The sequence below is a fragment of the Sorangium sp. So ce375 genome (genome assembly GCF_051473855.1).
In the GTDB taxonomy this organism is placed as follows: Bacteria; Myxococcota_A; Polyangia; order Polyangiales; family Polyangiaceae; genus Sorangium.
Genome location: NZ_CP150335.1, coordinates 1933624 through 1948987 on the forward strand (window position 1 = coordinate 1933624; position 15364 = coordinate 1948987).

Annotated in this window: 13 protein-coding genes; 5 read left to right on the forward strand and 8 right to left on the reverse strand. The window is 70.6% G+C overall.

The features are described from left to right. Positions 1-97 precede the first annotated feature (97 nt). The 3 genes from WME90_RS07410 to WME90_RS07420 all read right to left on the reverse strand — a co-directional run bounded on the left by WME90_RS07410 (position 98) and on the right by WME90_RS07420 (position 5565). Complete coding sequence (locus WME90_RS07410; protein WP_437280373.1) at positions 98-2401, reverse strand: di-heme oxidoredictase family protein; 2304 nt, start codon at positions 2399-2401, stop codon at positions 98-100. Positions 2402-2480: 79 nt separating this feature from the next. Beyond that, entirely contained in the window at positions 2481-4058 is a 1578-nt protein-coding gene (locus WME90_RS07415; RefSeq protein ID WP_437280374.1) for a DUF1552 domain-containing protein, read from the reverse strand. A gap of 52 nt (positions 4059-4110) precedes the next feature. Then, positions 4111-5565 (reverse strand): DUF1592 domain-containing protein, encoded by a 1455-nt coding sequence (locus WME90_RS07420; RefSeq protein ID WP_437280375.1) that lies wholly within the window; start codon positions 5563-5565, stop codon positions 4111-4113. Between the two features lie 351 nt (positions 5566-5916). Between WME90_RS07420 and WME90_RS07425 the strand changes: the two genes are divergently transcribed. After that, positions 5917-6750 (forward strand): LamG domain-containing protein, encoded by an 834-nt coding sequence (locus WME90_RS07425; protein WP_437280376.1) that lies wholly within the window; start codon positions 5917-5919, stop codon positions 6748-6750. A gap of 7 nt (positions 6751-6757) precedes the next feature. On the opposite strand, the gene WME90_RS07430 is transcribed toward WME90_RS07425, so the two are convergent. From WME90_RS07430 to WME90_RS07450, 5 genes are all read right to left on the reverse strand, one after another. Continuing rightward, a complete protein-coding gene (locus tag WME90_RS07430) occupies positions 6758-7789 on the reverse strand; it encodes a hypothetical protein (protein WP_437280377.1) in 1032 nt (343 codons plus the stop codon). Positions 7790-7798: 9 nt separating this feature from the next. Further along, positions 7799-8710, reverse strand: coding sequence for a hypothetical protein (locus WME90_RS07435; protein ID WP_437280378.1), 912 nt, complete (start codon positions 8708-8710; stop codon positions 7799-7801). Continuing rightward, the gene (locus WME90_RS07440) at positions 8703-9329 is read right to left on the reverse strand and encodes an RNA polymerase sigma factor (protein ID WP_437280379.1); all 627 of its coding nucleotides are present in this window, start codon (positions 9327-9329) and stop codon (positions 8703-8705) included. The genes WME90_RS07435 and WME90_RS07440 overlap by 8 nt, the downstream gene beginning before the upstream one ends. Then, on the reverse strand, positions 9326-10450 hold the full coding sequence (locus WME90_RS07445; protein WP_437280380.1) for a glycoside hydrolase family protein: 1125 nt from the start codon (positions 10448-10450) through the stop codon (positions 9326-9328). Before WME90_RS07445 ends, WME90_RS07440 begins: the two co-directional genes overlap by 4 nt. Positions 10451-10566: 116 nt before the next feature. Continuing rightward, a complete protein-coding gene (locus WME90_RS07450; RefSeq protein WP_437280381.1) occupies positions 10567-11265 on the reverse strand; it encodes a hypothetical protein in 699 nt (232 codons plus the stop codon). Between the two features lie 73 nt (positions 11266-11338). Between WME90_RS07450 and WME90_RS07455 the strand changes: the two genes are divergently transcribed. From WME90_RS07455 to WME90_RS07470, 4 genes are all read left to right on the forward strand, one after another. Continuing rightward, complete coding sequence (locus WME90_RS07455; RefSeq protein ID WP_437280382.1) at positions 11339-11857, forward strand: hypothetical protein; 519 nt, start codon at positions 11339-11341, stop codon at positions 11855-11857. Positions 11858-13084: 1227 nt separating this feature from the next. Then, a complete protein-coding gene (locus tag WME90_RS07460) occupies positions 13085-13711 on the forward strand; it encodes a hypothetical protein (RefSeq protein WP_437280383.1) in 627 nt (208 codons plus the stop codon). 32 nt (positions 13712-13743) lie between these two features. Further along, positions 13744-14748 carry a hypothetical protein gene (locus WME90_RS07465; protein ID WP_437280384.1) on the forward strand — a complete coding sequence of 335 codons (1005 nt, stop codon included), beginning with the start codon at positions 13744-13746 and terminating at the stop codon, positions 14746-14748. 167 nt (positions 14749-14915) lie between these two features. Further along, positions 14916-15359 (forward strand): response regulator, encoded by a 444-nt coding sequence (locus WME90_RS07470; protein ID WP_437280385.1) that lies wholly within the window; start codon positions 14916-14918, stop codon positions 15357-15359. Positions 15360-15364: the final 5 nt, after the last annotated feature.

Sequence of the window (15364 nt, forward strand, 5' to 3'; positions counted from 1 at the left end):
GCGCCGGGGACGCCCAGCGGGTCGAGCTCCCGAGCAAGCCGGAGGGAAGACGGGGTCGGGGAGAGGGCGCTCGGAGCGAGCTCCGCGAGGTGGGCGCTCAGAGCGAGCGCAGGAAGGCGACAACCGCGTCGCGATCTCCCGCGGGGAGCGCCATGAAGCGCTGCTTCGCGGCGTCCGCCTCGCCGCCGTGCCACAGGATCGCCTCGACGACGTCCCGCGCGCGGCCGTCGTGCAGCAGCTGGGTGTGGCCGTTCACGGCCTCGAGCAGCCCGATGCCCCACAGCGGCGGCGTCCGCCACTCGCGCGGCCCCGCGAGGTGCTCGCTCGACGACGTGTCCGCGAGCTCTTCTCCCATGTCGTGCAGGAGCAGATCGCTGAAGGGCTGGATGAGCTGATCCCGCAGCTCGACGAGCGGGTGGCGGCTCCCCGTCTTCATCGAGGGGACATGGCAGCTCGCGCACCCCGCCTGGCTGAACAGCGCCTCGCCGCGCTGGACGGCCGGGTCCGCCGTATCGCGGCGCGGCGGCACGCCGAGCATGCGCATGTAGGCCGAGAGCCTGTCGAGATCCTCGTCGGAGAGCTCCGGATCTCCGCGCGTGCCGGCCTGGCAGCCCGACTGCGCCTCACCGCACTCCTCGACCGGGAACAGGCTCGTCGTCACGCCCATGTCCGCCACCAGCGCGTCGGCGACCTGGTGGGGCACGCTCACCTTGCTCGCCTTCCAGCCGAAGCGCCCTATCCGCAGCGCCCCCGAGGCCGGATCCGGGATCAGGTTAGGACGGCCCGAGATCCCATCCTTGTTGCAGTCCAGCCCGTCTGCGCGCTCGAGCACCGCCTCCTCTGCGATCGCCTCGATGAGGCCCATGCCAACGATCGGGCGGGCGACACGGACCGAGTAGCTCGTGATCGGCCCCGCGGAGAGCCCGCTGAAGCGGAACGTAGGTTTGCGCAGGACATACGGTGTGCCATCGGGGAACTCCCCGGGCTCCTCCATGTAGTCCACGGTGGCCGTGCCCTCGCCGGCGCTCCCGCCCTGCGCCTTGTCCTGGAGCTGCCGGCCGTAGCTCGGGTCTGCCGTGGGCCCGCCGTCCGCTCTCGCTCCGGCGCCGAACAGCTTCACGACGGCCGTCTCCATCGCCTCGCCCGGCTCGGGCGGGGCGCCGCGACCGTTGTTGATGTGGCAGCCCACGCACGCTGCCTGGTTCGAGAGCGGCCCCGCCTTGCCGGCGTGCTCGTCGAAGACGGGGTTGCCGCCCTCGCTGTGCTCGCCGGTGGCAAAGTCCGTATGGAACAGGCGGCGCCCCTCGAGGAAGGGCTGGATGGAGCTCTCCTGGATGTTGAGCGCCATCTGCTCGTAATAGAGGTGAGGCTCCTCGTAGATGTACGGTATCGTCCCGTCGCCGCCCGACAGGGCAACCTCGTTCGGCTCGTTGAACGGCGTCAGCTCGCCGCCGCCGACCCGGTAGCGGAACGTGTCGCTGTAATAGCTGGTCCTCCCCTCCACGGTCCCTGCGTCGAGGAACACCCCGAACTCGAACTCGAGCAGATCGCCCTCGCGGATCTCCCTGCCTTCCCTCGCGTTGCGATCCACGACGAACTCCCAGTGGGTGTTCGTGATGCGGTCCATGCCGTTGTTCGAGTCGAACACGTTGCCTTCGCCCGAGTACCAGCAGCGAAAGTTGATGGTCTGGTCGTTCGACGCGCTCGCGACCGGGAGCCAGGTGAACTTGACGGTGCTGCCGCCCGCCGGGATCGTGTCCTCGACGATGAACTTGTAGCTTCGGTTCTCGAAATAGCGCGGCTGGTACGGGCTGAACTCTCTCTCTTTCTCGTGGCGGCCGCGCACGCGCCCTGCCGCCTCGAGCGTGATCGTCCCGTCCGCGGCCGTCGTGGTGATCGGCCTGCCCTCGGTGGCCGAGGGGAACAGGGGGGAGATGTCGCCGTCCACGCCCGAGCACGCGCCGGGAGAGACCTCTCCTCCGTCGCAGGCCGGCGCGGGCGGCGCTCCCGCAGAGAAATAAGCGTAGATCGCCTCGATGTCGCCCGTCGCGATCTGCTGCTCGCCGAAGGCCGGCATGCGCGCCTTCCCCGTGCGCACCTGCGCCGTGAACTGCTCCAGGGTGCCGTCGAAGGCGAACAGATCGGGAAACCCTCCGCTCGGCTTGCCGTGGGCGCTATGGCACCCGCCGCAGTTCAGCGCGAACGCCTGAGGCAGCGCCGGCCCATCGCTCGTCTCCCCGCAGGGCGGCGCGCCCGGGGGACCGCCCCCGTCGCCCGGCGGGGGGGACTCCGGCGGGGTCGACCCCGGCGGGAGAGACGCAGGCGACGGCTCGCTCGAGCACCCGAGCTCTGCTGCGCAGGTCACGAGCAGCCCGAGCGCGACATGGAGACCCCCGGACACCAACCGACGTGAGCGGCTTACGAACATCGTGTTTCGACCTCCGGTGTGAGCCCATCCATCGAGACCGTGATCCGCCGAGCTACCGCAGGATCTCCTCGAGCAGCGCGTTCGGTATGCCGCGGCGATCTTCGCCGAACGACGCGACGCCGAGGCCGTAGTACTGGTTCATGATGGTGAACCACAGATCGCGGAGCTGGCGATCGTCGCCGAGGGCGCCGTAGGCGACGTGCGCGTCGTTCAGGAACACGCCGTCGCCGCCCAGGAGGACGATGGGCAGATCGTACGCGTCGTGGTCGTGCGTGCGCATCTCGCTCATGTAGACCATCACGGAGTGATCGAGCACCGTCCCGTCGCCCTCGGGGATCGCGTCGAGCCGCTGCGCGAGCTGCGCTGTCTTCTGGCCGAGCCAGCAGTTGATCGCGGCGAAATCGAGGTTGCTCTCCTCGACGATTGCATACCGGCCGCCCTCGTCCGTGGTGCCCAGGTTGCCGGGGCCGTGCTGGCAGGCGTGATAATGAAGGCTGCTGCCTTCCCTGTACTCGAGGCCCACCTTCGCGCGGACGTCGGCCGGGATGCACCGGTACTCGAACTCGGAGCGCGCGTCGTCGAGCATGTGGGTGATCACGCGCGTCACGTCGCATTGAATGGCCATGACGATGAGGTCGATCATGACGTTCGCGTGATCGTCGTGTTTGTACTCGCCCGCTTCCGTGCTGTCGTTCTCGTTGAGCCCCTCCTGCTGTCCCGGCGGCTCGGGGACGGCTCCGGGCACGCCGATCGGGCTGCAGCCAAGGCTCGACGGCGTCATCGTCGACTGGACGCGGGTCACGTTCTTCTCGGTCTCTCGCAGGGCGTCGAGGTACTGCTGGACGATCTTGCGATCGTCGGAGCCGACCCGGCCCATGAGCGAGTTCGCGTCCGCGAGCACCGCGTCGATGACGCTCTTCTCGGTCGCCGCGCGGCGTTCCGCCTCGATCCTGGCCTGCTCGTCGGTCTGCCCCGGCACCGGGGGCGCGCTCGCCGCGCCCGCGTTGATGAGCGCGTCGAACACCGCCTTCGGGTTGACCGAGCGCTTCAGCGGCTCGCGCGGGCTCTTCCAGGAGACGGCCTGATTGTAGGCGTAGCTGCGCCCGTCGAAGAAGCCGGGCTTCACACCGAGCCCCGTCTGCAGCGACGGGATGCGGGTCGCCTGCTCCGGCCCTGCCTTCTGGACGATGAGCTGGTCGACCGAGACGCCGTTGCCCACCCACTCGCCGAGATCCTGCCCCGCGGCCCTCCCCAGCTCATCGGCGTCGACGCAGGTCGACAGCGCGGCGGTGCAGCGCGAGTGGGACGGCTCGAGGAACGCGTTCTGCTCCTTGCTCCACGTGTAGTTGCCGAGGCGGCTTATCATGAGCATCTTCGACTTCACCGGCGCGAAGTGCTCGAGCACCCTAGGCAGCTTGAAGTCGGCGCCCTTCAGCGTCTTGCCGAACGCGGGCGCCGTCTCCCACCAGTGGTGGGGCGCCCCGTTCGGGAAGGTGCAGAGCAAGAAGCGCTTCGGCGTGCCCGGCTCCCCCGCGCGCGCCCTGCGCGGCGCGAGGCTCTCGAGAAACGGCAGCGCCAGACAGACGCCCGCGCCGCGCAACAGGTTCCTGCGTGTCATCCCGCGTTTCATGTGCGCATCGCTCCTTCGTGCCTGGTCCTGTGTGGAAACAACGCTTGCGGCTTCACTTCGCCCCGACCTTCGCTGCGCGGAGGCGGAACGCCTCGCTGGTCACCACCTGCTTCACCAGGTCCGCGATCGTCCCGCTCTCCCAGCGCGCGGCGATCGCCTTGAGCGTGTCCCTGTCGTCGCCGATCGGGCGCCGGCGCAACGCATAGGTGAAGAGCTGCTCGGAGGGGCAGATGCCGAGCTGGGGGTCCTTCTGGAGCTCCGGGACGAGGCCCGTGATGTCCTGGAACTCCGCGTCCCCATATTCGCCTGTCGCGTCGACCGCGTCGCCGTTCGAGTACTCGGTCCGGTAGGCGCCTATCGCGTCGAAGTTCTCCAGGCTCAGCCCGATGGGGTCGAGGACGTCGTGGCACCCCGCGCAGTCGGGCGACTCGCGGTGCTTCTCGAGCTTCTTGCGGACGTTGTCGACGGGGCCCGAGTCGCCTCCCGCGGCCTCGAGCTCCGGGATATCCACGCCGGCGGGAGGGGCCAAGTCGGCGCAGAAGAGCTGCGCGAGGATCGTCTTCGCGCGGGACGTGGGAGACGTCCGATCGGCGCGCGAAGACAGCGTGAGGAACGCGGGGAGCGTGAGGAACCCGCCGCGCCCGCCCTCGGGGTCTTTCGCGTAGAGCGGCGCGAGCACCGGATTCTCCGGGTGGGGCGCCGTGAGGAACTCGGACCACGGTCGCTCGCCGGTCGTGAAGCCGGTGAAATAGGCGTTCGCCTGATCGATCATCGCCCCCTTCACCTCGTCGTTCCAGCCCGGGAACAGCGCCGCGTCGACGCTGTGGCTCGGGAGCGTGCGGGTCCCGAGCCACTGCCCGAAGAAGTTCTGGAAGAACGCGGCGCTCTTCGGGTCGTCCAGCATGCGGTCCACCTGCTGCCGGAGCTCGTCCTCGGTGGCCAGCTCGTCGCGCTCGGCAGCGTCGAAGAGCTCCTCGTCCGGGAGCGAGCTCCAGAGGAGGTACGAGAGGCGCGACGCGATCTCGTGGCCGCCGAGGGCGCCCGGCGATCGCTTCGAGTCGGGGCCGACCTCGATCCGCAGAAGGAAGTTCGGCGACGTGAGCAGGGTCCGGACGACGTGCTGCACCGCTTCGACGGGGGACATCCCCAGGGTGGTCCGCGCGTCTTCGTACTGCGCCGCGTACCGGTCGACCTCCGTCGCCTCGAGCGGGCGCCGGAACGCGCGCAGCCCGAAGCGCTCGATGATCTCGCGCGCGCACCCGTCGCCCGCGCCCTCTGCCGGGTCGCACACGAGGATCTGGGCGCGCTGCGCCTCGTTCGAGAACGCATCCGCGGCCAGCGTCTTGGCGGCGTCGTAATACCCCTGGACGAGCACCTGCGAGAGGCTCGAGAGCGCGCTGACGTTCGCGTCGAAGCCCTTCGCGCCGGAGGCCGGGAATCCGTCCGCCGGCCGCAGGCGCGTGCCCAGGAGGTGGGCGACCGTGTTGTTGTACTCCGATGCTGTCATGTGGTGCAAAGGCATCCCGCCTTGCGCGGCGGCTTCCTCTCCCTCCCCCGGTTCCCTTCCCGGAGCGTCATCACCTCCGAGGATGCCAGTGCATGAAATGCTCAGGAGACATCCCCCGGCGGCGAGCCAGGGACTCAAGAACACTCGGTCAAGTCGGCGCATCATGGTCGGCTCCCGCGTGTGGAATCAGCATTCACCCCCTCGTGACCGGTGCGCGCGGCTTTCGTGATCCAATCGACCGCACGGCCGCGCTAGGATCGGTCCGTGTCGTGCGCGCGGAAGACTACGATGATGGCGCTGCTCCTCGGGCTATCCGGATGTGGGGCAGATGTGGAGATCGCGGTAGGTCGGATGACGCCGACGTCGGTTGTGGGCGGCGGCGGGGAAGGTGGTCGTGGCGGCGGGGCGCTCGGCGGTGGTGGGGCGCTGAGCGGCGGTGAAGCGGGGAGCGGCGGGGAGGGGGGCAGCGGCGGGGATGGGGGCAGCGGCGCGGCCCCCTGCGATGTGCTGCCGTCGCCGGCTCATCAGTACTCGTTCGACGGGGTGGGGGCCGTCATCGCCGATACCATCGGAGGTGCCGATGGCGAGATCTTCGGCGGCGCGAGCCTCGACGGCGGAGGCGCGCTCACCCTCGACGGAGAGGACGACTACGTCGATCTGCCCGCGGGTCTCCTCGCGGGGTTGCGCGATGTCACCGTGATCGTCTGGGTCGCCCGCAACGGCGGGGGGGCGTACCTGCGCGTCGTCGACTTCGGCATCGGCAGCACAGGGGAGAATCCCGTCGAAGGCGACGCGAGCGTGGGGCGGTCCTACCTGGTCATCACCCCCTCGACGGGCTTCGACCCGCCGGGGATCGCTGCGCTCGCGAGCGACAGCGGCGCCGCGGGGCAGGTGCAGGTCACCACCGAGCCCACGCTCGATGACGCCGAGATCCATATGATCGCCGTGGTCTTCGACGGCGCAGCGGCGACCCTGGCCCTTTATCTGGATGGTGCGCTCCTCGGCAGCACGCCGGTCGGCTTTCCGCTCTCGGCGATCCAGGACGCGAACAACTGGCTCGGGCGATCCCATTTCGATCAGGACCCGTACTTCGGAGGGCGTTACGACGAGCTGCGCCTCTATCACGAGGCGCTGGCCGGCTGCGCGATCGAGGCCGCGTGGCGCGCCGGCCCGGATCGGCCCTGAAGCTGGCTCAGAAGGCCAGCGCGAGGCCGAGGCGGGCGCTGAGGCCTACCGCCGGAGGGCGGTAGACGGTCCCGTCGAGGTTCTCGACGATGAAGCGGGGCCGCCTCAGCGGGACGATGGCGTGCAGCGCGCCCTCGACGCTCACGGGAGCGGCGATGCGCCATTCGAGCAGCGCACCGAGGCCCGCCGCGAAGATCGGCGTCGTGTGGGTGAAGGCTTCATCGACCTCTCGCCCCGTGGCGAGGAGCCAGTGCTGGCGGCCGAGCGCGCAGACGTACACGCCGATGGGGCGCGCGAGAGGGCGCGCGCACGCATCGAGCTCGAGGAACCAGAGCCGGAACTCGGCGCCTGCATCGAGCCCCGCGATGTGGCTCGAGCTCGAAGGCACCACGCCGGCCGCCCCGTCCGCGCGGAACCAGCCGCTGCGGATCCCGCCGCCTGCGGCGAGCCCGACGCCGATCGTCGGGACGAGCGCCTGCTCGATCTGCGCGCTCACCCAGAGCGCTCCCTGCACATCGCGCTCGTTCGCGGCGGACGGCCGCGCTGCCGCGGGAGGTGCGCGGCGCGGCGGGCGATCCCGCGCGGGAGGCGGCGGGCGCGGCGCGCTGGCGGCGGAGGCGGCGACCGCCTGGGGTGGCGCGGGCTGCGCGGCGACGTTCCGCGCGACCGCGTCGGGATCGATCGACATCGCGACGATCAGCGCCGCCGCCCTCGACATGGACGCGCAGTCGTCGCCGTGGATCACCCGCTCGCCCGGCGCCGGCGCGCGGATGTGCAGGTCGAGCCGGTAGCGCCTGTCGCGTTCGCGAGCGATCGTGATCTCGACCTCGATCGGCTGGCGCTGCTCCGACGTTCCCAGCAGCCGTGCGATCTCGCTCCGGACCTCGTCGATCGGCGGGCACCCATCCGGCGCTTTCCAGCGGAGATCGATGGTGCGCGGCTCGGCGGGCGCCGCGAGCGCGCGCGCGGGCAGGAGCCCTGCCGCGACGATCAGCGCCTGCAGGATCGATGGGGCAACCGCCCACCTTGAGACGTGCACCCGCGCACTCTACTCCTCCTGCCCGCACGCGGCGCGCACGCGCGTCGCGAGCGGCGAGCCCGGGCTCTTCGCGAGCAGCCTCGCCGCGATCGCCCTGCCGGACGCCGCGCGGCCGGAGCGGCAGAGCGCGATCGCGCGCGACGCCTCGCGCTCGGTCGAGAGCACGCCCCTCGGGTACAGGCTGGCGTGCTCGTCGAGCTTCGAGAGCGCCTGCGCGAACTGGCCCGCCTGCAGCGCCTGCTGCGCGTCGCGGAGCAGCGCGATCTCCGCGTCGAGCCCCTCGGAGCCCTGCCTCGCGGCGGTCGCCGTCCGGGGGGTGCGCGGCGCGCTCGCGCGCGCTGCAGGGGCCGCCGCGGGCGTGGCGCTGGCCTCGGCGGGGGCGCTGGCCTCCCCGGGGTCGTCGGCCTTCGCGGAGACGCTCGCCTCGGCGGGCGCAGGCGTCCCGTCGCCCGAAGCGCTGGAGGGCGCGGCGGCGTGCGCCGCTCGGGGCGCCGGGGCCTCGCCTGTCGCTGCTTCCAGCGCGCGTTGCGCCTCGGGCGCCTCGCCCGGCGTCGGTGATGTCGGCAAGTAGAGCGCGGCCCCCGTCGCGAGGCCCACGACCAGCGCCGCGAGCCCGATCTTCATCGGCGCGCCGAGCAGCGTGATGGCCGCTCCTTTTGCGACCGTGGCGCTCGCGCTCGCGGCCACGCTCGCGGCGGCGGGACCGACCGCGTGCGCAGCGGCCCCGGCGCTCGCGGAGCCGACGGTCCCGGCTCCTGCGGCGCTCTCGGCGCTCGCGCTCACGGCCGCGGCCGCTGTCCCGGCGAGGCCGAGCCTCGCCCACACCGCCGCGCGCATCCGCCGCCTGTCGTCGTCGGTCGGCTCGTCCTCTTCACGAAGGGCGTTCAGGAGCGCTCGCTCCCCGGCCCCCAGCTCATCCATTGCGGCCTCCTCGGATCCTGGCGTGGTGGCGGTGCACCGCGTCGGAAAACGCCTGTCGAGCGGCCCTCAGCCGCGCATACACGGTGTTGACGTTCACCCCGATGCCCCGCGCGATCTCCGCCGCCGGCATCTCTTCCAGCTCGGCGAGGAGGAGCACCACGCGCTTCTCCTCGTCGAGCGACGAGAGCAGCTCGTGCGCCACGCGCGCGGCCTCCGCCCTCGTCATGGCCTCGTAGGGGCTGAGGTTGCTCGGCCCCGCCAGCAGCTCGGGATCCACGATCTCTCCGGTCCCGCGGTGGGCGGGGCTCTTGCGGCGCAGCGATCTCCGGTGCGCCTGCACGACGTTGACGACGATGCCGAAGACCCACGTCTTCAGCGACGAGCGGCCCCGGAACTCCGGCAGCCGCCGGTGCACGACGACGAACACCTCCTGGCACACGTCCTCGTGCGCCGAGGCGTCGACGCCGAGCCGGCGCACGGTCCGCCAGACGAAGGGGAACATCTGCTCGTACACCTCGGAGAAGTCGAGCGGCGCGGCCTGCACGCCGGTCGCGGGGACGGCGGGGACCGCGCCGGCAGGCGGAGGTGTCGACGGAGCGACCGCCGCGCGCGCGGTCACGGGCTGCACCCCTCCGCGTGGGGCAGCGAGACGTAGAGCTCGCCGAGCTCGGTGAGCTCTCCGCTCGCGCCGAGCAGGTCCACGTTGGGGATCGCGTCCGTGCGCCCCGAGAACCAGGCGTACCGGAAGACGTCGGGGTCCGATTCGAGGAGGGGCACCGCTTCTCGCATGTACGCTGCCTGCGCTTCGAGCGACCGATCCGCGCCGTCGCCGCACGAGAACTCGGTCAGCCAGATGGGGCGCCCGTAGCGCTTGAGCTCGCCGAGGTACCACTCGAGCGCCGGCCTGTCGCAAGCGTACCAGTGCGCCGCGATGAAATCGACGCGGCAGCCTTCGCATGCCGTGAAGAAGGCGTCGAGGTACGCGAACGGATCGGCCTCGTGGCAGCCGCCGCCGCAGAAGTTCACGGCCGGCGACACGAGCTGGAGCCCCTTCTCGTCCGCGATCTCCTCGATGCGCGGCCACAGCGCCGCCGCCTCTGCGGCGGAGAGGTTGGCTTGAGAGAAGAAGTTCGGCTCGTTGAACGCGAGCAGGTACCTCGCCCCGTCCGGGATCTCCGCCTTGATCTTGTCGGCGTCGAAGCGGCCGCCCCAGACCATCGGTACGAACTCGACGCCCAGATCGACGTAGTCGCCTCCCCGGAGCTGCTCGTCGGGCAGGCTCGCCCAGTTGTACCACCAGCCGACGCTGGCCGAGAGGGCCGAGAGATCGGCGACAGAGTGGTAGCCGTACGCGACACCGCGCTTGCACGCGCGCCCCGCGGCTGCTCCACCGCCGTCGCCAGCGCTGCCGCCGTCGCCGGCGCCGCCGCCAGCAGCAGCGCCGCCGCCGTCGCCAGCGCCGCCGCCAGCAGCAGCGCCGCCGCCGTTGCCAGCGCTGCCACCGGCAGCAGCGCTGCTGCCGGCCCCGACGCCCGTGCTGTGCCCCGCCTCGCCCCCGGTGCTGCCTTGGCCCACGAGGCCGGCGCCGCCATCACCTCCACCGGATGTACTCTGGACATTTCCAGCGTCGCCGCCTCCAGTCGTGCCTGGGTGAAGATTTCCCTCCCCGCAGGCGGCCGAGGAGAGGATCCCGAGCAGGAGGCCGATGCCGCAGAGAAGGGCTTGGGGAGCTCGACGCATGGATCGAGGGGCTGGTGACCGGAGCCGCCTCGTTCCGTGACGAAAAGTGAAGGATGGCGATGAGGCCTTCAGCGGGCGGTCGTCGAGGGGCTGGCGCTCCATGGCTCGACGGCGGATCATCCGCTGCGGCGCACCGTGGCCGACAGCGCGCACTTCCGCGCGCTTGACGGCCGCGAGGAGCGCACCGAGGAAGATCGGATGACACCCCCTCGCTGGCTCGCCGCGCTTGCGGCGCTCACCGTTCCATTTGCGGTCTCGGCGACGGCCCTGGCCCAGGACGACGCTCCCCTCCCGCCGCCTCCTCCTCCGGAGCCGCTCCCGTCTGCCTCCGTGCAACCAGCGCCGCCGCCAGCGCCAGCGCCCCCACCGCCGTCTCCGGCACCGCCGCCGTCCCCTGCGCCCACGCCGGTGCAACCCACACCTGCGCCTGCGCCCGCGCCGGTGCAGCCCGCGCCCGCGCCCACACCGGTGCAGCCCGCACCCGCACCCGCACCTGCGCCCGCGCCCACACCGGTGCAGCCCGCACCTGCACCTGCACCTGCGCCGTTTCCGCCGCCATCTCCCACACCGGTGCCGCCTGCGCCCGCGCCGCGGCCCGCGCCCGCGCCGGTGCAGCCCGCGCCCGCGCCGCGGCCGGCGCCCGCGCCGGTGCCGCCCGCGCCCGCGCCCGCGCCGCGGCCCGCGCCCGCGCCGGTGCCGCCCGCGCCCGCGCCGGTGCAGCCCACGCCCGCGCCGCGGCCCGCGCCGCCCGCGCCCGCGTCGCGGCCCGCGCTCGCGGAGCCCGCGCCTGCGCCGCCGACAGCACAGCGGTCCACTCCTGCGCCTGCGCCGACCCCGCCCGCTTCCGAGGAGAAACCGAAGGAGCCCGAGGAGGGCGAGCAGGACGGGATGCGCTTTCGTTTCGGTACCACCCTCGGCGGCGGGATTATCGAGTCACCCACGGGCGCGGGGGCGGTCTTCGCGCTTTCGGGCCGGCTCGGTGTCCAGGTCAACCACCTCTTCGGGATATACTACCAGAACACACCGATGGTGACGCTCACCCCCGAGAGCACCGAGAACAGCGCTGGATTCGAGGCGGGGTTCATCGACTACAACTCACTGCTCCTGGGCTTCACGCTGTTCCACTTCCTCGATCTCGCCGCGGGGCCCTCCATGGATTACGTGGCCGTCGCGAGCTGTGGCGCGGAGGTCCCGGAGGGCGGCATCCCGCTCCCGAGCGCCGGCTGCGAGAGCACGTCGGCCTGGTACTTAGGCGCTCACGCGCGCGGCGCCCTGATCCTCGGCGGCCTTGCCGGGAGCGGCCCGCGGCGGAGCGGTTTCGCCATCAGCGCGGATCTCCACCCGGTGTTCCTGCCGGAGGGGCCGACGTTCACCTTCACGCTCGGCCTCGGCAGCGAGTGGTATTGACATCGCGGCGCATTTCAGCGCGCCGCGTCGTGTCGTGCGGCGAACGACCCCTCGCGTAGGCGTCGAGCGCCGGCAGCAGCTCGCCCGGTCGCTCGCTGTACCACATTGAATGGAACCTTTGTCCTCCAGGTGACCGGGTGCTCCGCAACCATGCAGGGGCGCAAGGGACGCTCGGTCTCACTTCACCGCAGCGCGGCGGCGTCAGCGCCTCTGTGACGCAGCATCCGCTGTGATCGGCGACACCCCAGCCCTGCGGTGGCGGTCGCGCGAGGGTTGCTGTACGGCGACCGAATGGACTACAATCGGTCGTCGGAGCGATCACTGGCGGGATGCCGCATCGGAGAGCCAACGCCGCGATCATCCGGACCCAGCGGTAGAGCGAGCGCCAAGCGGTAGAGCGAGCGCCAAGCGGTAGAGCGAGCGCCAAGCGGTAGAGCGAGCGCGAGGCTCGAGGATTCGAGCTTCGTGGCAGGGAGCACAGGTGCATCCATGATTCCGCTGCTTGTGCATGATAAAGCCAGATTACCGGGCATAACGATGCACCATCGCTCTACATGTAGGTCGACGAGGCATGATGTGTCGCGGGAGTCCGGGTCCCCATCTCCTTCTTCTGCTGGGCGCGGGGCGCGGCGCCCTCGGGGCTTCAGATCGGGCCCTGAGACGGAGGTGCATGACGAGCATGTCGAGCGCTCGCACCGGCGCTCGGCGTATGCGGCAGCACCGGCGCGGCCATGCTGGCCTGCTGGCGGTGGAGCCGCGGCCGTCGGGGGGCGTCGCCCTTTCCGACGTCCTCATTTCGCCAAGCTCGGTGAGAACGCAGGGGCGCCTCCAAGGGGCGCTTGACAACGAGGGTTAACTATCGGCTACGCTGCTACCCATGATGACTGGGAGGACGTGAGCGGGGTGGAAACGAGCTGCAGGCGCTTCACGCGGGCACGGCGGTCAGCGGTCGAGCGGGCCGCGGGGAACCTCGCATATCGAGCGCGAGTCGCATCCCGCTGGGTGTTATCGTGCTTGTCACGAAATAACCGCAAGGTTCCTCCTGTCCGGCACGAGGTATTTCGCTCCATCCTCAGGACTCTCGTCGAGCGCGCATGGCCCGACAGGACCGGATACCCGCCTCGCCGGGGGCTCCGGTCCACGCGCGCGCCTGTGGTCCTGCTCGGGGTGGCTCTGCTCCTCGGGTGCTGTCTGTTGCTGCTCAGCCCGCCGATCACGGCTGGGCCCGTGGCTACGCTCTACGTGTATGCGGTGACACCGCTTCGCGCTCGCGCCCTCGAGCAGAAAATCGAGGAGGCGATGCCCGGCGTCGATGTCACCGTGTTCGGAAAATTGAGCGATTTCAAGGCGGCGATCGAGTCGACGCCGCCCGACGCGGCGCTCTCGCCGAAGCCGGTCCTGGCTTCGCTCAACCGGACCGCCGACATCCAGGGCCTGAAGGCGGGGAGCGACGCGGAGCAATACCTACTGGTCTCGACGAGGGGGCTGACGAAGGAGATGCTGTCGGGTCTCAAGTACGGGATCGTCGATCTGGTCGAACGAAAATCGCTCCCTAAGTTCGTCGCTGGTCTCCTCGGTGTGAGCACTGCGCCGGAGGTTCAGCGCGTCACGAAGATCGAAGATCTGCTGCAGCTGCTCCAGTTCCAGACGGCTGACGCAGTGCTCCTGCCGGAGCGGTTTCGCTCCGATTTCGAGTCCAGAAGCAAGATGTCGTTCACGATCCTCAGCCTCTCGACGGCGAAGGTCGGGCTGGTGGCGGTCACCTTCCTGAGCGATCGTCAACCTGTGGAGAGCGCGATCCGAAGGCTCCCGAAACACGTGCTGGCCGATCTGGGAGTGGACGAATGGAAGTAAGGTCGACACATCCCCGATTTCGGCGCTCGCTCTTGCGAGCCTCCGCGCTCACGGCGCTCTCGGCGCTCGCGCTGTCGTTGAGCTGCTCGTCGGGCCCGGCTCCGCAGGTCGCCAGCGATCCGGGGCCGCCGCTCAAGGTGTCGCCGCCGGACGCGAAGCCGGTCATCTCCGTCATCGCTCCGTCGGATCCGCAGCTCGCCGACATGCTGAAATCGCTCCGCGTCGAGCTGTCCGAGGAGCACAACGTCACCATTTCGCTGCTGCGCAGCGAGGACTCGAGCCCCGATCAGGTGGCGCGGATCGTGGCGCGCGATCGCCCTCAGGCGGTGGTCCTGGTCAACAACTCGACCGTGCTCCTGTATCGCGACTGGGCGCGCTCCGTCCCGTCCCCGCCGGTGTCGCTGATCCTGATGGCGTCCTTCGCCGAGGAGCTCCAGCGCACCGTCCCCAACTCGGTCGCGATCTCCTACGAGATCCCGGCGGTCACGGCCATGGTAGGGCTGCGCACGCTGGGCCTCGACGCTCATCGGGTCGGCGTCGTGTACCGCCAGGGCTTCGCCGATCACATCGCGCGGCAAGAAGCGCTCATGCAGGTCGAGAAGCTGACCTTCGTCAAGCAAGAGCTCTCGAACAAGCCACGCGTGCAGGACCTCCGCGCCGCGCTCGTGAACCTCCAGCGGGAGAAGGTCGACGCGCTCTGGCTGCCGAACGACAACGGCCTCCTGAGCCCGAGGTTCTTGACCAACGTCTGGTTGCCTTATGTGGACCGGCTCGGCGCGCCGGTCGTCGTCGCGGTGCGTTCGCTCGTGAACGAGCACGCGGAGTTCGGGACGTTCGCGGCCATCCCCGACACCCAGGCGCTCGCGGTGCAGGCGGCCGATCTCCTCTACGAGCTCTCGGACGCCGACTGGAAGCTCCGCTCGTCGGGCGTCCGCCTGCCGATCTCTGTGAAGCGCCTGGTCGACGTGAGGCTCGCGCGACGCTTCGGTCTCAATTCCAGTCAGTTCGGCCAGGTTGACTTTCTCATCGGTCGGTGAGGGCTTATCGGGGGGAATGGAGGCGCCGTGCGAGTACCTTTCCAACCGGGCACATGGTCACGAAGCGACGGCCCAGCTCGATCCATGGAGCTCCCGGGCTCGCGTGCCCTCTGCTCGCCGCGCCGTGAGCGTCGCACACCTGGCTGCCGTCCCTGGAGCACGTCGCCATGATCCGGGTGCTCGTGATCGATGACGACGACATCGCTCGCGAGGCGATGCGCGCCATCCTGGTCAGGGCTGGCTTCGACGTGTTCGAGCTGGCCACGCCCATCGGCGCGACGGCCGTCATCAAGCGAGACAAGATCGCCGTGGTCGCGCTCGACATCAACATGCCGACCATCAACGGCGACAAGCTGGCAAAGCTGCTCCGGGACAACGCCCAGCTCTCGAACCTGGGCATCGTCCTCGTCTCCAGTTGTGATATCGACAAGCTCAGCGCGATCGGCGACAAGGTCGGCGCCGACGGCATCGTCTCGAAATCGAAGCTGCACGTCGCCCTGGCGCCGGCGGTCGAGCGCGCGGTGGCCTCGCGCGCCGGGAAGGCCGGTGCGACTTCCTCCGTGCCGCCTTCCTCCTCCAACCCGCCGTCATCGATCAGGCGCCCAAAGTAGAGTGC